This is a genomic window from Ensifer oleiphilus (genome assembly GCF_013371465.1).
Classification (GTDB): domain Bacteria; phylum Pseudomonadota; class Alphaproteobacteria; order Rhizobiales; family Rhizobiaceae; genus Ensifer; species Ensifer oleiphilus.
In genome coordinates this window covers 139611-160538 of the sequence record NZ_JABWDU010000010.1, presented here as the reverse complement: position 1 = coordinate 160538, position 20928 = coordinate 139611, and the positions used below count along the sequence as shown (strand labels likewise).

Sequence of the window (20928 nt, the reverse complement as noted above, 5' to 3'; positions counted from 1 at the left end):
GATCGGAGAGAAGATGAGAGCCACAGCATCCGCACTGGTTCACACGGAGGGCGAAGCCAACACCACGGCAGCCAGGGGAACGTGGAACGCTCGGGCGAACGATGCGCGGACGAGATCCCTGGTGGAGCGGGACGCAGATGCGTTTCTCCACCAGAGCCTTTCCAGCCCTTGCCTGACGGCCATCGCCAAGGCGGAAGGCATATGGATCGAGGATACCGCCGGCCGCCGCTACATGGACTTCCACGGTAACAGCGTTCACCATATCGGCTACGGGCATCCACGGCTGAAACAGGCGATCAAGGCCCAGATCGACGACTTGTGTTTCGCGCCGCGCCGTTTCACCTGCGAACCCGCCGTCGAGCTTGCAGAAACGTTGGGCCGACTGGCGCCAGGCGATCTCGGCAAGGTGCTGTTCACCACCGGCGGTTCCGATGCGATCGAGGTCGCACTGCGACTGGCGCGCGCTGCGACAGGCCGCTTCAAAACTCTCTCCTTTTGGGATGCCTTCCACGGTGCCGGTTTCGGCGCATCGAGCGTCGGCGGTGAGGCCACCTTCCGCTCCGGGATCGCCGGACCGCTGCTGCCGGGCGCCGAACACGTCGCGCCCTGGGCCAGCCGCCATTGCGCCTATGGCCAGGACACGCTCGAAGCTTCTGCCCGCGCCTGCGCCAGCATGGTCTCCTATGTGCTGGCCCGCGAAGGCGATTTTGCCGCGCTGGTTGCCGAGCCAATGCGGGCAACGCCCAATCCGCCGGCGCCGGGCTTCTGGAAACAGGTACGCGAGGCTTGCGATCGGCACGGAACCCTGCTGATTTTCGACGAAATTCCGACGGGGCTCGGCAAAACCGGGCGCTTTTTCGCCTGCGACCATGACGACGTCGTCCCCGATATACTCGTACTCGGCAAGGCACTCGGCGGCGGTATCCTGCCGATCGCCAGCGTGGTCGCCCGGCGCGATCTCGACGTAGCGGGCGACTATGCCATCGGCCACTACACGCATGAAAAGAACCCGGTGACGACGCGCGCGGCACTGACCACCATTTCGATCATCATCGAGGAGGGCCTTGCGGAGAGGGCAGCGGAACTCGGGAGCTATGCGATGGAGCGGCTCAGCGCATTCGGCGAACGCTGCGCGGCCATTGGCGATGTCCGCGGCCGCGGCCTGCTCTTCGGTGTCGAGATCGTTCGCGACCGCACAGACTTTGCGCCCGACAATGCGCTGGCCGAACGCGCCTATTATCGCTGCCTGGAGGCGGGGTTGAGCCTGAAGATCAGCGGGGGGAACGTCATGACGCTCTCGCCACCCCTGGTGATCTCGCGCCAGGAGCTCGACCGGGCACTGGCGATCGTCGAGCAATCGATCCTGGCGGGTTGAATTGACCGCTATGGGACGCATCAGGAGCAATGCAATGAAAGCCGTTCGGACGGACCAGGAAATCGAATGTCCGGAAATCGAAGTTGGGCTTCGGGCGCGCGGCGTGGACCTCGTCACTTTGCCCGACGGCGTTTCGCAGGACGCGCTGATGCGCGAGGCGGCGGACGCCGATCTGCTGTTGACGTGCTACACACCGATCACTGCCGCAATAGTCGCTAAGTCAAAGCGCCTGAGGGGCATTGTCAAATATGGCGTCGGTATCGACGCAATCGACATATCGGCCGCTATGGCCCGCGGCATACCTGTCGTCAACGTGCCAGACTACGCTGAGGAGACCGTCGCCGAAGGCGCCTTTGCGCTGATGATCGCGCTTGCCCGGCGCCTGCCGGAGGTCGGTCGGGCCATGGAGCGCGACGGCTGGATCTGGCCCGAACGGCGTTGGCTCGGACGCGATATCGCGGGCGCGACCATCGGGTTGGTCGGAACCGGAAGGATCGGCCGTAGAATGGCGCGCATGGCGGGCGCCGGGTTCCGGGCGCGTGTTCTCGGCTACGACCCGCATGTCGATGCGTCGGTAATGGCAGGATACGGAATCGAGAAGGTCGACGATCTTCACGCGATGCTGCGGCAAAGCGCTTTCGTTTCGCTGCACACCGTCTTGAACGCGTCGACGCGTCATCTGATCGGCAGGGCGGAGCTTGCCTGCATGAAATCTTCGGCAGTGCTGGTCAACGTTTCACGCGGAGCGCTCATCGACGAGGCGGCGCTGGTCGAAGCGGTGCTGGCAGGCCGTCTCGGAGGCGTCGCGCTGGACGTCTATGGCCAGGAACCGCTGGCGAAAGAAGGCCATGCCCTCAGCGCCCTCTTCGGACGTCCCGACGTTATCCTCTTTCCGCACCTGGCATTCTTCACCGGCGAGGCGATGCATCGGCTTTCGCAGGAGACGCTGGCCCGTTGCTTCGAACTCCTGGAAGGTCGGCCTGTGACAATCCGGTCGCACGACCCACGCCTGCGTGCACAGGAACGTAACGTCCTGTTCGTTTGATCTATCCTTGCATGTCGTCTCTCGCCTCTGCCCAAGGACATGGCAGCGGTCGATTGTGATGCGTCGGATGCGGTGTCGACGCCGGATATCAGGCGACGCGACGCTCCTGCAGGACCGTCCGGCCCATTTCCTTGCCGTCCGAAGGCAGGCGGCGGCGCTCCAGTTCTGCCGTACGCGTGTGCTGCGGCGTGCAGCCATATATCTCCCTGTAGGTCCGGGAGAAATGCGAAGCCGAGGAAAATCCGCAGGCCACCGCGATCTCGAAGACCGGAAGCGTTGAATTGACGAGAAACAGGTTCGCGCGCTCCAACCGCATCTGGAGATAGTAGCGTTTGGGAGAGCGCCCCATCTCCCGCTTGAACAGGCGTTCGACCTGACGGCGCGAAAGGCCCGTCGATGGGGTCATTTCGGCCAGTTTCAATGGTTCGGCTATGTTCGCCTCCATCTGCTCGATGATGTCGATCAGCAGTCGGTTGTCGATGCCGACGCGGGTCTGAAGCGGCAGCCGCTGGCGTTCTCCGGCCTCGCGCACCCGCTCCGACAGCGCCACTTCGCAAACGCGGTTTGCCACGTCGCGGCCAAGGTCGTCTTCGACGATGCGCAGGAACATGTCGAACGGGGCATTGCCGCCGGCGCAGGTATAGAGTTCACCGTCGATCTCGAATGCCGTCTGGCGGGCTTTCGTTTCGAAGAACCGCTCGGAGAAATCAGGAAAGTGTTCCCAATGGACGGCACAGCGACGCCCGTCGAGCACGCCGGAGCGCGCAAGGCTGTAGAGGCCGCCTGCGAGCCCGGCGATGGGGACCCGGCCTCGCCGCGACATCCGCAGCCAGCCTTCGGCCTTTCCGTCCGCCGGAGGAACAGCACTGCCGCCGCAGACAACGGTCATGTGAGGACGATCTAGCTCCTGCAGTCCGTCCTGCTCCGAGGCGAGCGCGCCATCGGCCGCCATGCGCATTCCGCAGCTTGACCGCGCCGGTTGGCCGTCGCGTGTCAGCAGTCGCCAGCTGTAGTAGGGCCGGCCCATCACGGCATTGGCGAGCCGCAGCGGCTCGAGCGCTGAGCTGAATGCGTGCTGGGTGTAGCCGTCGAGAAGGTAGAAGGTAAACCGGCGACCTTGTGCGCATGCCTTTTGCACTGCTCTGCCTCCTTTTGAGTTCATCAGCGCTCGGCACATGATGCAAATAATAGTTACATTATGCAACATAAATGGACTTATCAGTGCGCGATTTTGCGCGACCGTGCGATGTGGCAGGCTTCCCTGCGCGAAATACGAAGCAATCAAGATGGTGGCAGGTCCCGAGATGCGCATCTTGTCAAAAGGCCAGAAATGGTCGCAGATAGCGACATGTCAGATAGTCAAAGCGCTCGCGCCCTCGCTCCCCGCCGCCATGGCGAAATCCTCCGCCGCCTGGCTGCGGATGGCACCGTCAGCATTACCGAGCTTGCCGTCCACTTCGATGTATCGCGGCAGACGATCCGCCGCGACCTGAAGCAACTGGCGGACCGTGGGCAGCTTGAGCTCGTCCACGGCGGGGCGACGTTGTTTGAGCCGACCGAAGCGGCCTTCACCGAAAGACGAGGTGAGAACGCGGCGGCTAAGGCATCGATCGGCCGGGCGGCGGCGGCTCTCGTGCGCGACGGCATGGTGGTGTTTCTCGATTCGGGGACCACCACGCTTGCTGTGGCACATGCGCTGGCGGACCGGAAAGATCTAACGATTTGTACAACTTCGCTGTCGATAGCGCTGCAGATGTGCCGCCAGCCGCAGGTGCGGGTGCATATGCTCGGAGGCGAGATCGATCCGGCGGAAGAGGCGGCCGTCGGTATCGACGCGTTGGAGGCAATCAGCCACTTCCGGGTGGATGTTGCGTTCCTCGGTGGCGGCGGATTGTCTCCTGATGGTGACGTGACGGACTTTACCCGCAACGGCGCCGAGCAGCGCTCGCGCATGGTAGCGACAGCGGGCAAGGCATATTTCGTGCTCGACAGCTCGAAGTTCGGCCGGCTGACACCGCTGCGGATTCCAAGATTCGAACTTGCAGCCGGAGTGATCGTCGACCGGCGCCCACAGGAGGCGATATGTGAGGCGCTGAAGCGCAAGGGCCCCGCCGTGATTGTCGCAGAGTGATCGAATGTAATTTTTTGTAACATTTTGTCTTGTTATCCGCTCTCCTGTTGTTATGCTGTGGCCTTCCATGGTTTCGGGAGGTTGCTTCATGGCGCAGAATTTTCCAACGCAGGCACAGGTCGTCATCATTGGTGGCGGCATTATCGGTTGTTCGGTCGCCTATCATCTGACCAAGCTCGGCTGGACGGATGTCGTACTCCTGGAGCAGGGGCAGTTGAGCGGCGGCACCACCTGGCACGCGGCGGGCCTTGTCGGCCAGTTGCGAAGCCATGCCAACATGACGAGCCTCATCAAATATTCGACCCAGCTCTATAGCGAGCTGGAGGCAGAAACTGGGCTTGCGACCGGCTGGAAGAACTGCGGTTCCGTTTCGGTGGCAAGGTCTGCCGATCGCATGACGGTGCTGAAGCGGACTGCCGCATCCGCCCGCGCCCAGGGCGTCGCGATCGAGGTGATCTCGCCGAAGGAGGCTCAGGATCTCTGGCCGGTGATGGCGATCGACGATCTGGCAGGCGCCGTATGGCTGCCCGGCGACGGCAAGGCCAACCCGACCGACCTGACCCAGTCGCTGGCAAAGGGCGCGCGCAACCGCGGTGCTCGCATCATCGAGCGCGTCCGCGTCACCGGGATTTCTGTTGCCGGTGGCGTCGTGACCGCCGTCGAGACTGACCAGGGTAGGATCTCAGCCGAGATCGTCGTCAATTGCGCCGGCCAATGGGCGCGCAAGGTCGGGCAGATGTGCGGCGTCTCGGTGCCGCTGCATTCTGCCGAGCACATGTACATCGTCACTGGCAGGATCGAAGGCGTGCATCCGGACCTGCCGGTCATGCGCGATCCCGACGGCTATATCTACTTCAAGGAAGAGGTAGGGGGCCTGGTCATGGGCGGTTTCGAGCCTGAGGCGAAACCCTGGGGCATGAAGGGCATTCCCGACGATTTCGAATTCGCCTTGCTGCCCGACGACTGGGACCAGTTCGAAATCCTGATGCAGAGCGCCCTGCAGCGCGTGCCGCAGCTGGCGACAGCAGAAGTGAAGAAGTTTTACAATGGGCCTGAAAGCTTCACCCCCGACAACAACTTCATGCTTGGCGAGGCGCCGGAGCTGAAGAATTTCTACGTCGGCACCGGCTTCAACTCGATGGGCATTGCCAGTGCCGGGGGCGCCGGCCGGGCGCTGGCCGAATGGATCGTCAACGGCGCGCCGACCATGGACCTCTGGCCGGTCGATATCCGACGCTTTGCAAACTTCAACAACAATCCGCGCTGGCTGCATGACCGCGTCAAGGAGACGCTCGGGCTGCACTACGCCATGCCCTGGCCCAACCGCGAGCTGGATACGGCGCGGCCCTTCCGCCGGTCGCCGCTCTATGACCGGCTTGCGGCCAAGGGCGCCTGCTTCGGTTCGAAGATGGGCTGGGAGCGCGCCAACTGGTTTGCGGCCGACGGCGAAAAGCCGGTCACGGACTATGCCTTCGGCCGGCAGAACTGGCACGAGGCGGTCAAGCGCGAGATGAAGGCGACACGCGAGGCGGCCGGCATCTTCGATCAGACCTCCTTTGCCAAACTGCTCGTCCAAGGTCGCGATGCCGCATCCGCCCTCAACCGCATTTGCGCCGCCGATATCGACGTTGCCATCGGCCGGTCCATCTATACCGGGCTCCTGAACGGTCGCGGCGGCTACGAGAGCGACCTGACGGTCATGCGTCTTGCGACCGACCGCTTTCTTCTCGTCACCGGTTCGGCGCAAGCGGTGCACGACGCGGACTGGATCCGCAAGAACCTGCCGAAAGACGCCCATGTGACGCTAACCGACGTGACCTCGGCCTATTCGGTCCTGGCGCTGATGGGGCCGAAGTCCCGCGATATTCTCAGCCGTCTGACCTCTGCCGACCTTTCCAACGAAGGCTTCCCCTTTGCCACGATCCGCGAAATCGATATCGGCTACGCCACGGCCTACGCCAACCGCATGACCTATGTCGGCGAACTCGGCTGGGAACTGATCGTGCCGACGGAATTCGCCGTCGGCGTCTACGAGGCGCTGCACGAGGTCGGGCGCGATTTCGAGCTGACCGATTGCGGCTACTACGCGCTGGAGGCAATGCGACTGGAAAAGGGATATCGCGCCTGGAGCCGCGAGCTGACGCCGGATATCACGCCTTATGAGGCCGGTCTCGGCTTTGCCGTGTCGCTCGACAAGCCTGATGGTTTCATCGGCCGGGATGCGCTCGTGGCGGCAAAGGCTAAGGGAACGTCGTCCAAGCGTATCGTGCAATTCACCGTGGACGATCCTTTGCCGATGCTTTGGGGCGGCGAACTGATCCTGCGTGATGGCCAGCCGATCGGGGAAGTCCGCTCGGCCGCCTACGCACATACGCTCGGCCGCTCCGTTGCCCTCGCGCTTGTCGACAATCCTGCAGGCGTGGACCGGGCGTTCCTGGAAGCCGGCCGTTTCGAGGTTGAACTGGCCGGAGATCGGTTCCCTGCAACGGTGCATCTTTCCCCCGCGTATGACCCGAAAGGTCTGAGGGTGAAGGTGTAGAGCTAACCGAAGCCGTCCATGCCTTGGTATCGACGTGAAGAGTCGAAGGGATTGCCGCCGGCGCGGCATCCCACCATCGATGGAGACGCGAGGCTCCGGAAGAAGTGCTGAGCCGGACTGCGCACGCCACGAAGGACACCATCGGTATCGTGGCGCTCGGCATGAGCCAAATCGCTGGCTGCGGCGCCTTCGCTGGAAACATACAGCAATTCAGAGCACGACAGGGCCATTCGCGGTGGCGGCAACGATGGATCGGCGCGGTAGAAGTGCTTTTTCACCGTCGTCGCGGCGACGAAGCAAGTCTCTTCGTCGTCCTCAGATTGCCAAACTAGCCTGTGGGCTGCCGCTTTGGCAGCAGCCCAATGATGAGGACCAGCCTGCGCCGGGAAGGGCGGTGTTGCCATCCGTGGCGCCGGCCCGCACGTGACCTGTTCTACGGGCGGATGCGCCCGCCGGACGGATCATAGGCGCAGCGTTCGACGATTGTCGCCCTACAGCGGCGGCCGAACCTTCGACTTCGATTTCACGGAGCGCCATGTCATCGCCATTGAGATATCCGAAGACGAGCGAAGCGCCGACGGTGTATCCGAAATCGCTACTTGTGGTCATGCCGACGATGCGGCCGTCCACCGCGCGGCGTTTCAGACGTCCGCCTGGGGTGGTGGCCAATCAGGGCAGACGGGCCAGATGGCCGACTGCGCCGGCGTCTGTCAGTTCCGACAGGGCCAGCGACTGGTCCAGATGCCGCGCGCGCCAGGCTAGGAGCCGCTCTGCGCATTCGAGCCGAACGGACAGCCAGGCTGGGTCGTTGGCGAGGTTGCACGTCTCGCCAGGATCATTGGCGAGATCGTAGAGCAATGGCGGCAGCCCGGCGCCGAAGTGCACGTATTTGACCGTCTCGGTGCGGACCACAGCCAGGTTGAGGGCACGTGAGTCCAAGCCGAAATGGGCCTCGGCTGCCCCCTTGGCAATCGAGCGGAAGTCGTATTCCCAGAACGCGGCGTCGCGCCAGGTATCGGGTTCTGCGTTCTCGAGGAAGGGCTTCAGCGACTGGCCATCGAGATGCGGCAGGGCCTTGCCCCCGATAAGGTCGAGCAAGGTTGGCATAATGTCCACCGCACTGGTGAAGCGATCGACTTTCGTGCCAGCAGCCTGAGCGTGCCCGGGCGCTTTGATGATGAGGGGGATGTGGTAGCTGCCGTCGAACCACCCGCCCTTTCCGAGCATGAAGTGGTCGCCCATCATCTCCGCATGGTCCGAGGTGAGGATGATGATGGTATCGTCCCAGGCGCCTTTGTCCTTTATGCCTTTCCACATGCGACCGAGCTGAGTATCGACCTCCGATATCATGCCGTAGTAGAGGACGCGGATCTTGCGAAATTCGTCCTCGGTCCAGTCGGCGACCTTGCCGACAGCGCCAGGAATGAATCCCGACTTGTTCTGGTTGTGCTCGAGCTGATAGGCGAGGAAAGGGTGGTGTGCCTTCTCCGCGTCGACCGTGGAAGCGCGATGATAGCCTGGCCCTTCTGACGGGTCGTACATCGTGTTGAACGGCTCTGGCACGATGAACGGCGGATGCGGGCTGAGGAACGAGACGTGGGCGAACCAAGGCTCGCCTTCATCCTGCTCACCCAGCCAGCGCAGGAATTCGCCGGCAAGGAAAGCCGTGGGTGTCTCTTCCTTGGAGTAGGCGGGAACGGCAATACTGACCTCGGGCGCATCTGATGCAACCGGCCGATGGATAGCGGGGAAGCCGGCGCTGGAATCGATGCCCCGTGCCACCAGCCAGGATAGCCAGGCCTTCTGATGCTCGGGCAAAAGCTGGCGGGTGGTGAAGCCGGGCAGAACTCCCTCATAGGTGCGCAGAAACGGGTCGGCGGACGCGTGGTTGCGCGGGTCGGGCGAAACATCCGTATAGCCGAAAAGCGTTGGGTCATAGCCCACTCTGCGCGCAGCGCGGGCAATGTTGTCGTGGCGGTCGTCGAGAGGCGTGCCGTTGCGGCAGACACGATTGTTCATCTGGTAGAGGCCGGTGTAGAGGCAAGCACGCGCCGGTGAGCAGGGTGCGGTGCCCGCATAGTGCCGCTGAAACAGCACGCCCTCTTGGCCCAACGCATCGGCATTGGGCGTTCTTACGACGGGATGGCCAACTGCGGACAGGCTATCGCCGCGCCATTGGTCGCACGTAATAAGAAGTATGTTCGGCCGTCCAGCTTTGTTTGCCACGCGCGCTCTCTGGAAATTGAAACAGGGTCAGGTAAGCCAGATTCATCCGGGCGTGCAAGCGTCTTCATACGCAATGTTCCATGCCGCGTGTAAGCCCACTTTCGTGAATGGTTGCGCCACCAACGGATGCTGTCGACGAGCCACCTGACGGCAGCAAACATCGGCCGACGACGACGCTCGGGCTCACCCGGTTGCCCTGGCTGAGCGGTGCAGTGGTCGCCCGCCCTGGCAAGAATTCTCTAGGCTGGGCTGAAACAGCTATGCTGGTTCGGCGGAAGGTTCTCTTGGCAATGATCCGCCCGCCAGCGTTTGCCATGGCCGGCTCCGGCATCTTTGCGGTCCAGGTGGCCCTGAACATGGCGGCCCCATCGACTGGGCCTTCTTCGGCAAATAGGGAAACGGGACGTCATCGACTTCGAAAACGTCACGGGTGCTGGCGATGTCATCTACGGCGTCTGCGTGCCGTCAAGGACCGCAACGCTCGGCCTCAACAATCTCAATACGCAGATCGCCTACGCCTGCGGCTTCGACAGCCTTGCGACATTTTACAGGCTCTTTGCCGGTACTTACGGGATGGCGCCAGGTGAACTCCGTGCAGCGGAATCTGCCCCAAGGACAACGGGGCAACCCAATCGAAGCGCGTCACGCCGGCTTTGAGGGCAGGGTGCAGCCTCCTTCTTGCAAATGTGGCGCGAATACTTCTGTCGGTGTCCTGTAGCTTAGGCACTTTCCCATCGGCAGCTGGCGAAGTGTCCAGTACTTCGCCAGCTGCCGATGGGTGTTGAAGTCAAGCTATTGCGCGCGCGGGCGACATGATCGCATGCATCTCGCCGTATATCCCCGCAGCAATGTCCGTGCGGGTCATCGCCATATGCAGATTGGCCGCGACGAAACCTGTCGGATTTCCGCAATCGAATGTCCGGCCGGCGAATTCGAACGCGCGGATCTCCTGATTTGCCATTAGCGAGATCATGGCGTCAGTTAGTTGGATCTCGCCGCCAGCACCTGGTGTCTGGTTCTCGAGGATCGAGAAGATCTCGGGCTGCAAAATGTAGCGGCCAGAAATGAAAAGGTTGCTTGGCGCTGTACCCGGGGCAGGCTTTTCCACGAGGCCATCGACAAGCGCGCCGGCCATCGTCTGCCTCAGGGAAACGATGCCGAACTTGTGGGCCTCTTCCGGCAAGCACCGTTCCACGGCCACCACATTGCCACCATGTCGCTGGTACAGATCCGTCATGGATTTGAGGCAAGGCTCGTGATCGACCATCAGCATGTCCGGCAGCAGAACCGCGAAAGGTTCGTCGCCGACGATGTGACGCGCAGTCCAAACGGCGTGTCCAAGGCCACGGGCCTGTTGCTGACGGACGAACGAGATGCTTCCGGCATCTGGCGTCGCCGTCGCCAACTGGTCGGCAAGCGGGTTCTTGCCGGCCTTGCGAAGCGTGGCGTCGACCTCGAATGCGTGATCGAAGTAGTCTTCGATCGCACCTTTCATGCGACCGGTGACGATGATCACGTGTTCGATGCCTGCGGCAAAAGCTTCGCTGACGATGTAGTCGAGGATGGGACGGTCGACGATCGGGAGCAGTTCCTTGGGAACGCTTTTCGTCGCCGGCAGCATTCGGGTGCCGAATCCGGCGGCCGGGATGATTGCCTTGCGCACTCTATTGGGGATCTTTGCGTTTTGCATGTTCACGCCTCTTCGCTTCAAGCAACTCGGGAGATTTTCGCCTGTGGGATCTTCAGGATGTCGTGCATCTTGTGCGCGACACCATTTTCGGTGAGGAACCGGCACATTTCGCCGTAGGTGTGGAACCAGGCGCGGTTGTACCGATCGAAAAGGGCCTGGTCCCAATAGTCCTCGAGGCAGAACGTCGTCTGCCTGAAGATGTCAAAACTGGGGATCTTGAACGTGTCTGCGAATTCGGCCGTCCGGCTGTCGTAGGTGCAGTAGATCGACGGGACGCCGTTCGCCAATGCCATCAGGTTGCCGTGCAGGCGATAGCCGAGAACCAGATCCTGGCCGCGGATCAGGCGTTCGTAATCCGCAACCACATCCGAGTAGAAAAGCCTTTGGCGGTAGAGACCGAGCATCTCCTCATCGAAGTACCAGGATGATGCCCAATGGTCCGCCCTGAGCGCGGCAATCGCTTCTTCGCGTTGCGCCTCGCCGCCGAGGACGAGCTTCTTCTCCTCGACTTCGCCTTGCGCCAAAAGCACCGTCTCGAAACGTCCGGCGATCGTTTTCACCAGATCACGGTGGAAGGTCAGATAACGTTCGATGTCCTTGGCGTAGGCGCCGGAGACTTCTCGCCTCACGGTAACACCGACGTTGCGGACCTGCTCCAGCGGCTTCAGCGTGATGCGCAGTTCCGGGTCGTTCCGCCGGAAGGCGGTGGGGCAGCCGACGATCCTGATGTTGCGGATGCCGAGGCTCCAGAGAACGTCGGCCGAATAGGCCCCACGCACACCGATTGTGGTCGTCGATTCGGACATCAGCTGCAGCACGGCGCGGGTGTCGTCGGAGGTCCTGATTTTTCCGTCCACCGGCGCCTGTGCGCCAATACCGAAGCCGATGATGGGCAGGCCGAGCGCCTTCAGGACCGTCGCTGCAGCCTCCCAGTTCATGGCATCGTGAATGTAGTTCGATCCCCGCAGGAACACGTAGTCGTATTCCTCCCGAAGACGGGCAATTTCGCGTGGCCTGAACTCCGATATCTCCAGAACACCGAATTTTTCGAAGCGCAGCAGCTTGAGCGACGAATCGAAAACGAACGCATCTCCCATATTGTGGTAGCTGTTGATGTGAGACTGGATGTCTTGATGTTGGTACCAGCGAACGTTGTCATGTGCGTAGACTTCGCCGGCAGGGATCATGACCAATATGCGTGCCAAAAGCTTATTCCGTCATTGGAACTGTCACGAGACGCGCATCTCGACGCGACGGTCGCGTTGCGCGGCACTGTTCTTTTCGCTGAGGAGGCTGCGATAGACGGCGAGGTGTTCGCGCGCACAATCCTCGGCGCTGAAGGGTGCCCGCATTGTGCTGCGCAAACGGTCCCAAACCGTGTCGTCGTTCAGGACTTCGACCATCCGGTCGGCAAGGTGCTGGCCATTGCCGGCGCGGAAATGCAGGCCATCGGCGCCATCGCGGACTTTTTCGGCCATGCCGCCAATGTCGGAGCAGATGATCGGCCGGCGGTGGAGCAGCGCCTCCTGGATGACGACCGGTGAGTTCTCCCACCAGATCGAAGGAAAGACTACCCAATCGACGGAGCGCATGAGCTTTGGAAGTTCCGCGTTCTGGTAGCTGCCATAGAAGCGCACGCGGCGACCGGCGCGCTCGATCAGCGACTTCATCCGCTCCTGGAAATCGACCGGCTGGCGCTCAAGATTGGCGCCGAAGATCATCAGATAGGCGTCGTCACCCCATGCTTCGTCCGGCACCCGGCCCACGGCATCAATCAGCACGTCCACGCCCTTGAACGGCGTCATCTGGCCGAAGAACGCGAAACGATTGCGACGCCCGTCACTTCTCGCAACGTCGCGGGCGGGGGCTGGTTCCTTGCCCATGATCCCGTTTTCGATGACCCGAATACGTTGCCGATCGATACCCCACTCGGCGTAGCGCTTGGCGAGAAAGGCGCTCGGCGAAACGAATGCATCGACCATGTCGAGGAGCATGGTGCGCACGAGCGCCTCGCGTCGCAGGAACCTTGATGCTGGGATATCCGGAAAGCAGCTGTTGCAGGCCGTGGGCGAAGCCTGCTCGCAGAGCTGACCTGTCGGCCGCTTCACCATCTGACCATGGTTGTGGCAGATCGGCACGAATTCGTGAAGCGTGAGAAGCACTGCGGCGTCCGGCAGAGCCGACCGTACCGCGTAGAGCGCTTCAAGACCGAACCCCAGAACGTGATGGAAATGAACCACATCCGGCCTGACGTCGCGCACGAAGCGCAGTAGATCGCGTTCGATCGCTTCGACGTCCTCGTTCGCCAGGTGAAAGTGATCATAGGCATCCGCGTGGAACAATACTTCTTCCTGCGGCAAGCGCGCACTCATGAGCGCTGATGACGCGTGGCGTTGAAGCGGAGGGGAGGCAGCCGCGAGATACACGGATTCCACATTTTCCATCGCGTTCAGGCTGCGATGCAGGTTGTGCGACGCGACCTCCGCTCCCCCAAGCGAGAACGAGGGATGCGCATGCGAGATTACCAGGACGCGAAGCTTTTGCCCCATCATGCGGAAATCCTGTCAAGTGATTGGTGGGGCTCGTGGCCGTTCCGCCACCGCGACTTAAGTATTTCCGCATCGATGCGTTCGGCGAGTGCGGCAAGCTTGCCGTTCTGCTCTCCCGACAACGGTTCGTCGCAACCGAGCAATTGGATCGACGGCAGCAGCCAGGCCGGGATGCCCGCCTTGTTGATCCTCAGGCCGATTTCGCGGGCCTTCTGTGTTGAGCCGAGATAAACGCCGCAATCGCGCATCGCGTCTCTCAATACCGCGCGCGGCATGATGCAGCATTCGAGCGACGCGACGTCGACCCGCGTCAATTGCAAGGCCGCAATCGCCATCAGTGGATAACCGGCATACCGATCGAGCAGCAGTTGATCGCCGCCCTCCGAAAGCCAGCATCCCGCCCATTTCACCGAACGGTCGTCATAGGCGAGCATCGGCGAAATCACGCTTCCAATGTGGTCCAATCCGACCGCCGTCAATGCGCCGTACCAGCCCTTGGCCGCCGGTATGAGTGACCCCGACATCGTTATGATTGTCTCGCTTGAAACCTCTTCTGCCCCAACGGACAAGAGATCGAAGCGATCCAGCGCTCCAGAGGCACAGACCAATCGGACCGAGAGCCCGTAAAACCGCGCTAACTGTCGCAACCGGACGAGATCCCTTTGGAAAGCGGACTTGCCGACAACGATCACGATCGGAGCGCAGTGCGTCTGCGGATCGAGCGCGAGCAGCGCAAGAAGCGGGCCGACTTCCGGCATGCCGACGGTGGAGCCGACGATTATGGGAATGCCGGTATTCTCGTCGAACACTCCGACGTCGACGACCGCTTCCATGCGCGGTGCGGCGACGGCGGCGTTGCAAAGCAGCGGTACGATCTGGTCATCGACAATCGCCGGCAGCGCCCAGTTGGCGGCATCGAACAGCGACAATTGCTGGAGCGCGGCCGTCCGGGCGGGCATCCGCTTGGGCACCAGGGGCAGAAAGGCACGGCGCCCTTCTCGCAAGGTAAGCTCTAGAAATGGCGCGGCGTCGAGTTTGCCGCCAGACAGTTTGGCATGGGCGACAAATCCATGGGCCTGGTCGTCGCTGTTGATTGACGACCGGAACGCGGGTTGATCGGCGAAGCTTTGCGAAACGTCGGCCCGATCGAGACGCGTCCACATTTCGTCGAGCCTGGCCTCCGTGCCGGACCGCCTTAGCTTGACCGCGGTGACGTGGTTTTCCGGGTCAAGCAGCCAACCGGAAATCAGCATGTCGCCGCCATCGGTCTCGAAAACCCGATCTAGGTCCATGCGAACCGGGAAGGGAAGGCTCGATACCGTGTCCTTGCCGGTAAAGCCGTTTGCTGCCGACCGCAAGCGCAGCATGGCTTCCGGCGTGGCCCGGGCTTCAAGCAGCACGGACCGGATATGGTCAGGGGTGTCCAGGGGCGCGCTGACCTGCACGCGAGGATGGGCCGGCGTCAGGTGCCAGCTGCCACCGGCATTGTATATCATGCCTTTGAGTGTGTCGGCGCGCACCCTTCCGTCTGTCTCCAGAACGGCAATGAAGCCCAGTTCGCCCTCCGGTAAATCGGGTCGCGCAAAATTGGCAACGAAACAATCGGCAACGGTCGTTGCGCCGGCAACAAGATAGGCTTGGAAACGTCCGGGCACGAACGCGCGGCTCCAGCCCATGATGACGATGACGCCGTCATGGGTCTCGCCGACCAGTTCGATGAAGCCGTCGGATGGCTGCAGCGCCCTGATCAGGGAAAGTCCGGCAGAAACCCTGCTGCGGTTCGTCGGCTGCGCCATGAATTGGTCGGCGAGGCGACTGATGATGGCGCGGGTCTCTAACGCAGCAGTCTGCGCAATGAGGGTTGCCGCCTCTTCGATCGAGATCGGCCTTGGTGCGACAAGGAAACGCTCACGCGTGCGCCCGTCGTCAACGTCGATCATCGAGATGGGCACGTCGGGCTTTGGCTGCGTCAGAAGCGCCGCGAAGCCGCGTGTCGCTGAAGGCGTCGATGCCGACAAGGCCCAGCTTGCCGCAATGGAGCTGTCCCGCAAGGTCGCCGCACCATCAGCCCTGACCGAAACCGCATGGCCCCTCAGGTGGCCGCTGCCAAGGACCAGGACGGTTTCCGGATCGATCCGACAGGAAAAGGCTCGGCCCTTTCCGAAGCGCGGCGGCTTAGCGGCGATCTGGGAGCCGATGGGGCCACTGGTCTTTTCGTCGATTGTCGTTGCCTGCCGCATCATCATCTCGCCAGCAAGCTCAGCAGCGCGCCCGCTGCAAATCCCATTAGAACGAAGAGGAGCAGCACAAGTGGCTTGATGTCGCCGCTTGCCCGCTTCTGCAGAGTGGTGAGTGTCTTCTCCATGCCCGCCACGACGCCATCCATCCGCAACAGGTGCACGTCCAGTTCGTCAAGCCGCCGGCTCATCTCGGCACGAAGACCTTCGATGCCGGCGCTCGAGTCTTCTGCACCGTCAGCCTCCGCCGCATCCGCACCGATCTGCGGTACGCGCTGGAGGGAACGCTGAGAAATCTGCAGCTGACGCTGCGCAGCCATCAGAACGTCCAGCTTGTCGAGCACCCGGGTCAACGGTGCGGCGATCAGCGCTTCGGCTGCTTGCTCGTCTGCCTGCGGCACGCGCAGAGGCTGGCCCGCGCCGTCGCCCGTCATAGCCATGACGACGAGGTCGCGGCCGCGTTTCTGCACGGCCTCCGGAAGGGCGATCTCGAAAGCGTGCTTGCCGTCTCCGATCCCGTTCCGCTTGAGATCCGGGCGATTGCGGTCGGCAATTGCTTCGGCGACCGGTGCGCCATCGAGGAGGACACGGACCTTCAGCCGTTGATCCGGGGCAGCAGGGTCGAACGCCCAGCCGAACAGACGTCCGCCATCGATGGCATCGACGCGACCGTTGACGGGCTTGGCGCCATCGTTCTCCGGCGGCGTATCGAGTTTTTCTGCGACTTGAGCCATGGATCCTCTTTATGCGGCCTGAACCTGCTGGAGATTGAAAAGAGCGAGGTAACGCCCAGCGGTCGTGTCGATGTCGTCAGGTCGAACGGCTCGGCCTGCCAGTTGGCGCAGAAGCGTCGGCTTTTCGATGATCTGGCGCATGGCCGCTGCAAGCTGGCGCGGATCGTTTGGCGCCACCGTCAGGCCATTGACGCCGTTCCGTACAAGCTCGGCCATTCCGCCGATGTTACTGGCGATCACCGGACGGCCCTGCGCTTGTGCTTCCTGGATCACGAGCGGCGCATTCTCCCACCAGATCGAGGGCACGACGGTGCAGTCAACTGCGCCGATAAGGGCGGCAACATCCTCCCGCCGATAAGATCCGCGTCGCTGCACCTGAGGTGCCGTTTCGGAGAACAGGCGCTCGATGTCGGCGATGAATTCGGGGCTCTGAAACGGAGCGCCGCCATGGACGCGCAGCTCGAAGTCGACGCCATCTCCGATCAGCTGACGCGCCGCTTCCAAAAGCACTTTGGTTCCCTTCCAGGGGTTGAGGTTGCCGAAGTAGCCGAAGGTGGGCCGGCCGGCCTTGGATTTGTCTTTGCTGGTCTCGAATGCTCGTGACGGCAAACCATTGGCGATGACCGAGATACGGTTCTCGGCAATTCCCCATTCGACATATCGACGCTTCAGGAACTCGCTCGGTGCGACAAAGCTGTCAATCGTGTTCAAAAGCGCCTTGAGATGTTGTTCGCGCAGGGCGAAGCGATCCGGCTTGATGTCCTTGAAACAGGCATGGCATCGGTCCGGGCTCGAGCCATGGCAGAGTTCGCGCTTGTCGGTACGCACCATCAGGCCGTCGTGATGGCAGATGGGGTAGTAGTCATGCAGCGTCATGACGATCTTGCATGCCGGCAGCGTCCTGCGCACGATATGTGGAAACTCGGCGCCCATCAGCAGGATATGGTGGAGATGCACCACATCCGGTTGGAACTCGCGCAGCAATTCGGTGAGATCGGGCACGAAACCGTAGAGATCGATCTGGCTCATGAAAAAGCGATCGAAATGACCGGCCCACAGCAGGATTTCGTCGCCCGTTGGCCCAATGGCCTGGAAACTCGTGCCCGGTCTTGCCTCGCGATGAACCTGGTTGACCGCACCCAGGAACAGCGCCTCGTGTCCTGCGCGCTGGTAGGCGCGGAAGAGGTCGTGCGCGAACACTTCCGTGCCGCCGGGATGGAGCGCCGGATGATTGTGCGCCACCACGAGAATGCGTTTGCTCATACGCGGCTCCGTCGACGCTCGCCCACGAGAATGTCCTGATAGTGGGTACCGCCCGGTGCACGCCAATGGCCGAAGGATTTGAGCACGACCGAGAGACCGGTGCGAGCGAGAGCGCCCTCCAGAAATCCGTCGTCGAAGCCGACCGCTGCCAGCGGCGGCTGATCCGGCACGAACCAGCAGGGGCCCTGGCCGGCGCGCGCAAAGGCAAGGCGCGGATCGCGCCGGCCCGTGGCATTTCGGTTGGCAACGTCGTCGACGATGAACGCGGTCATGAACAACCGGCCGCCCTGCGCCAGCACCCGGAAGATTTCAGCCAGATAGGCCATGACCTCGTCTGCCGGCAGGTGCGTGACGACCGAAGTCATGATGATGAAATCGAACTGACCGTCGGCAAACGGCAGTTTCAGCTCACGCCCTTTAATTTTCCCAGCGGGGTTGTAGAGGTCATGGGCGATGTCGAGGCGCTGGAAGCTGAAGTTGGGGTAGGTGGGCGTCACAGACGACTTGCACCAGCGGATACCGCCCTCCACAGGATCGAGGCCGTCATAGCGGCCGCGTTCGCCATCGAGATACTGGGTGAGCGGCACGGCCATACGGCCGATGCCGCAGCCGATATCGAGGACGCGATGATGAGGCCGCAAGCCACCCATCCGGACAAAATGCCCGAGAAACTCGGCGCCGATCGCCCGGAAATCGCCGTCACCGACGAAAATGCTGTTGGCATCCGGCTGCGGAAGGAACCGGTTGCGCGAAATGCTGTCGGTCAGCCAGGAAAGATGCGCGTCGTCAAGGGGCGGGGGCGTACCGACTTCATCGCGCGGCAGGGCATCGATCATGCATTCGTCCATTCAAGTGTGCGGTCATCGGGGGATGCGGACTGGGGTGAGCCTGGCGAACGATTATCGCGCGCCATCAGCGCGGCGATGTCGTCGTCCCAGCGCTGGGTGTGGAGCCAGGAGTTGTATTGGCTGGCGACGCCGCGCATATAGTCCTGGCTGCGCCGGATCGACTGGCGCTCGAAATGATAGAGACACGCCGACGGCTCGTAGCCGATCTCGAAGCCGGCGCGGCGGATCTTCAGGCACAGGTCGCTGTCTTCATAGTCGCCAATGATATAGTCCTCGGTGAAGCCGCCGACGCTGTCGTAGATGTCCCTCGATGTGACGAGGCAGGCACCGGTCACGCCCGGAACGGTTCGAGCCAGTTGTGCCGGAACGTAGTTGCTGGGCATGCCCTTATGGAAGTGGTGGTTCAGCCAGATCCCGCGCTGGTCGCGGCCGAAATAGAGGCCTGCATGCTGCAGAGACCTGTCTTCGAAGATCAGCCTTGGGCCGACGGCGCCGAAATTTCCGCTCATGATCGGCGCTATCAGGGTCTGCACCCAGCCTGGATCGCAAGGGACGACATCGGAATTGAGCATGACAAGCATGGAGCCGCGCGCCATGCGCGCGCCGGTGTTGCAGGCTCGCGCGTAACCGCCGTTCCGGTTCATCACCACGAGGCGCATGGGAAAGCCATGCAAGAGGTGCAGCCCGCCGAGCAGATGCTCGGTTTCGTCCTGGATCTCCGGGGAATCGAGCACGAAGACCAGTTCGGCATTTTCCATCAGCCAGGGATCGGTAGCCATGCCCGACAACTGGAAACGGAGAAAATCGAGGACCTTGTACAGCGGGATGACGATGGAAACGAGCGGCGCCTGCTGCGGCAGGCCGTAGTCTCGCGTCCGCTTCACCTCGACCGTCTTTCCGAGACGCTGCTCCACTTCCCGGAGCGCCGGCGCGAGGATGGTGCGAAAGGCATCGTCAATCGCGTGCTGCGGCGGCACTGCGCGCAGGATCTGGTTTCGCTGCAGTGCCGGTTCGAAGGGCTGCGGCGGCGGGATCAGGGGCTTCACCGCCCCTGATGCGAACCGCATCTGAAACCGCGGCTGCAGCAGAGGGCCGAGCGGCTGATCAAGCGGGAGGCGGGCGACGAAGCCTGTCACATCGGTCTTCGACTTGTCTGCCTGCGTCTGCGCCCATCCGGGAAATTCGTAGATGTTACCGTCGAGCGGCACGGCTTTCCCATCCGCCTGCAGATAGTCGATGCCGGCGAGCATGGAGGACGGATCGTGATACCAGCCGCCGACGAGCAGGCTGTCCGAAAGTGCGAGCGCCAGATCGACTTGCCCGGAAGGCTGTTGTGCCGCTCTCTGGACGTGACGTTCTTTGAGGGGCGCGCGGATCTGCAGGTCGATCGCGGTGGCCGGTCCGCCGTTCGGCCAGGTTGCAAGGTGCTGAACGAGCAGCTCGCGTAGTTCGACTGCCTCGCGGTTGTCTGCCCACCAACGCGTCAGGCTCGGACATTGCGCTTCACGCTCCGAAAGCTGCCTGATGGCGGCGCCGTTCTTGCTGAACAGCACGAGCTTAAGAGGGGGGCTGAGGTTCGGCATCTCGGCGATGAAGTGGCAGGTCTGCCAGGCTCCCCGCGTGCGGCGCCGGACGATGGCCTTGGGTCGCAACTGGCTGACACTTTCCGAAGCGGCGACGTAGATTGAAAGCTTGTCGTCAAACTCCACATTGATCGTCGTCTCGATCAAGTACCGTCCGCGGCCAAGTTCGCAGGTTATGCGCGCCGGCCGAGGCAATGGTGCCAACGCATTGAGAGCGTCTTCGACGATCAGACAGAAATAGGGATCTCCGGCAACTTTGAATGCGCTTCGCCAGGTCGTCAGCAAGATGTTGAGAAACCGGATGCGCGCTTCCGGTGCAAGCTCCAGAAACAGCTGCTCCATGTCGAGGGGAGGCAGGTTGCTTGCCGGCTCGATGTTGACAGGAGCCACGCTATCGCCGCGTTCGGTGGCAATGACGGCCGGCATCGGCACCCTTGCCGTGCGCATGGCCCATAGCGTTCGCTGCTGTCCGTCGGCGAGTGACAGCGTGACGCTGACAAGCGGGACGGACGGTTTTGCCATCGTCAGCACCGGCCGCGTCTGGGTTGGCGATACCGATACCGGCGGCAGATCCCAGATCAGAACCGCCAGGTCCGATCCCAGACGGAACGTCTTTGCGCGCGGGTAATCGGCACTCGGCTGCTTGATGTCGCTGAACGGCAAATTCGATCCCTCTTGGAGTGCGCGCCCTGCGGGAGGAATGCAGGG

15 protein-coding genes and 1 pseudogene are annotated in these 20928 nt (G+C 62.3%); 5 read left to right on the top strand and 11 right to left on the bottom strand.

Going from position 1 to position 20928, the window contains the following annotated elements; genetic code table 11:
• The first annotated feature begins 13 nt into the window (after positions 1-13).
• Positions 14-1375, top strand: coding sequence for a (R)-1-hydroxy-2-aminoethylphosphonate ammonia-lyase (gene pbfA, locus HT585_RS27850; RefSeq protein ID WP_176356037.1), 1362 nt, complete (start codon positions 14-16; stop codon positions 1373-1375).
• Between the two features lie 34 nt (positions 1376-1409).
• Positions 1410-2420, top strand: coding sequence for a 2-hydroxyacid dehydrogenase (locus HT585_RS27845; protein WP_176356036.1), 1011 nt, complete (start codon positions 1410-1412; stop codon positions 2418-2420).
• 88 nt (positions 2421-2508) lie between these two features.
• Here the strand turns inward: HT585_RS27845 and HT585_RS27840 are convergent, their stop codons facing one another.
• Positions 2509-3558, bottom strand: a complete 1050-nt coding sequence (locus HT585_RS27840) for a GlxA family transcriptional regulator (protein WP_343214100.1) — start codon at positions 3556-3558, stop codon at positions 2509-2511.
• Between the two features lie 210 nt (positions 3559-3768).
• On the opposite strand from HT585_RS27840, the gene HT585_RS27835 reads away from it, so the two are divergent.
• Both HT585_RS27835 and HT585_RS27830 read left to right on the top strand, forming a co-directional pair.
• Positions 3769-4551 carry a DeoR/GlpR family DNA-binding transcription regulator gene (locus HT585_RS27835; protein WP_176356141.1) on the top strand — a complete coding sequence of 261 codons (783 nt, stop codon included), beginning with the start codon at positions 3769-3771 and terminating at the stop codon, positions 4549-4551.
• 88 nt (positions 4552-4639) lie between these two features.
• Positions 4640-7090 carry a GcvT family protein gene (locus tag HT585_RS27830; protein ID WP_176356034.1) on the top strand — a complete coding sequence of 817 codons (2451 nt, stop codon included), beginning with the start codon at positions 4640-4642 and terminating at the stop codon, positions 7088-7090.
• A 2-nt stretch (positions 7091-7092) separates the two neighbouring features.
• Here HT585_RS27830 and HT585_RS27825 read toward each other — a convergent pair whose 3' ends face one another.
• Positions 7093-7494 (bottom strand): hypothetical protein, encoded by a 402-nt coding sequence (locus tag HT585_RS27825; protein ID WP_176356033.1) that lies wholly within the window; start codon positions 7492-7494, stop codon positions 7093-7095.
• 265 nt (positions 7495-7759) lie between these two features.
• Positions 7760-9316 (bottom strand): sulfatase-like hydrolase/transferase, encoded by a 1557-nt coding sequence (locus tag HT585_RS27820; protein ID WP_176356032.1) that lies wholly within the window; start codon positions 9314-9316, stop codon positions 7760-7762.
• 501 nt (positions 9317-9817) lie between these two features.
• On the opposite strand from HT585_RS27820, the pseudogene HT585_RS31920 reads away from it, so the two are divergent.
• Positions 9818-9973, top strand: a pseudogene (locus tag HT585_RS31920) (AraC family transcriptional regulator); the annotation flags it as partial.
• A gap of 130 nt (positions 9974-10103) precedes the next feature.
• Here the strand turns inward: HT585_RS31920 and HT585_RS27815 are convergent.
• Genes HT585_RS27815 through HT585_RS27780 form a run of 8 tightly spaced genes read right to left on the bottom strand, consistent with a single transcriptional unit; the run spans position 10104 to position 20883 of the window.
• On the bottom strand, positions 10104-11006 hold the full coding sequence (locus HT585_RS27815) for a UTP--glucose-1-phosphate uridylyltransferase (protein WP_176356031.1): 903 nt from the start codon (positions 11004-11006) through the stop codon (positions 10104-10106).
• A 17-nt stretch (positions 11007-11023) separates the two neighbouring features.
• Positions 11024-12211, bottom strand: coding sequence for a polysaccharide pyruvyl transferase family protein (locus tag HT585_RS27810; RefSeq protein ID WP_176356030.1), 1188 nt, complete (start codon positions 12209-12211; stop codon positions 11024-11026).
• Positions 12212-12235: 24 nt separating this feature from the next.
• On the bottom strand, positions 12236-13555 hold the full coding sequence (locus HT585_RS27805) for a glycosyltransferase family 4 protein (RefSeq protein WP_176356140.1): 1320 nt from the start codon (positions 13553-13555) through the stop codon (positions 12236-12238).
• Positions 13555-15795, bottom strand: a complete 2241-nt coding sequence (locus tag HT585_RS27800) for a hypothetical protein (protein ID WP_176356029.1) — start codon at positions 15793-15795, stop codon at positions 13555-13557. Before HT585_RS27800 ends, HT585_RS27805 begins: the two co-directional genes overlap by 1 nt.
• A 2-nt stretch (positions 15796-15797) precedes the next feature.
• Positions 15798-16526, bottom strand: a complete 729-nt coding sequence (locus tag HT585_RS27795; RefSeq protein ID WP_176356028.1) for a hypothetical protein — start codon at positions 16524-16526, stop codon at positions 15798-15800.
• Positions 16527-16535: 9 nt separating this feature from the next.
• Positions 16536-17789: a glycosyltransferase family 4 protein gene (locus tag HT585_RS27790; RefSeq protein ID WP_176356027.1), complete on the bottom strand. Its 1254-nt coding sequence runs from the start codon at positions 17787-17789 to the stop codon at positions 16536-16538.
• Positions 17786-18625, bottom strand: a complete 840-nt coding sequence (locus HT585_RS27785) for a class I SAM-dependent methyltransferase (RefSeq protein ID WP_176356026.1) — start codon at positions 18623-18625, stop codon at positions 17786-17788. Before HT585_RS27785 ends, HT585_RS27790 begins: the two co-directional genes overlap by 4 nt.
• Positions 18622-20883, bottom strand: coding sequence for a glycosyltransferase family 2 protein (locus HT585_RS27780; protein ID WP_246707977.1), 2262 nt, complete (start codon positions 20881-20883; stop codon positions 18622-18624). The genes HT585_RS27785 and HT585_RS27780 overlap by 4 nt, the downstream gene beginning before the upstream one ends.
• Between the last annotated feature and the right edge of the window lie 45 nt (positions 20884-20928).

Bases quoted from the DNA above. Each gene is read 5' to 3' on its own strand.
- pbfA (WP_176356037.1), top strand. From the start codon at position 14: ATGAGAGCCACAGCATCCGCACTGGTTCACACGGAGGGCGAAGCCAAC.
- HT585_RS27845 (WP_176356036.1), top strand. From the start codon at position 1,410: ATGAAAGCCGTTCGGACGGACCAGGAAATCGAATGTCCGGAAATCGAA.
- HT585_RS27835 (WP_176356141.1), top strand. From the start codon at position 3,769: ATGTCAGATAGTCAAAGCGCTCGCGCCCTCGCTCCCCGCCGCCATGGC.
- HT585_RS27830 (WP_176356034.1), top strand. From the start codon at position 4,640: ATGGCGCAGAATTTTCCAACGCAGGCACAGGTCGTCATCATTGGTGGC.
- HT585_RS27825 (WP_176356033.1), bottom strand. From the start codon at position 7,494: ATGGCAACACCGCCCTTCCCGGCGCAGGCTGGTCCTCATCATTGGGCT.
- HT585_RS27815 (WP_176356031.1), bottom strand. From the start codon at position 11,006: ATGCAAAACGCAAAGATCCCCAATAGAGTGCGCAAGGCAATCATCCCG.
- HT585_RS27805 (WP_176356140.1), bottom strand. From the start codon at position 13,555: ATGGGGCAAAAGCTTCGCGTCCTGGTAATCTCGCATGCGCATCCCTCG.
- HT585_RS27800 (WP_176356029.1), bottom strand. From the start codon at position 15,795: ATGCGGCAGGCAACGACAATCGACGAAAAGACCAGTGGCCCCATCGGC.
- HT585_RS27795 (WP_176356028.1), bottom strand. From the start codon at position 16,526: ATGGCTCAAGTCGCAGAAAAACTCGATACGCCGCCGGAGAACGATGGC.
- HT585_RS27790 (WP_176356027.1), bottom strand. From the start codon at position 17,789: ATGAGCAAACGCATTCTCGTGGTGGCGCACAATCATCCGGCGCTCCAT.
- HT585_RS27785 (WP_176356026.1), bottom strand. From the start codon at position 18,625: ATGATCGATGCCCTGCCGCGCGATGAAGTCGGTACGCCCCCGCCCCTT.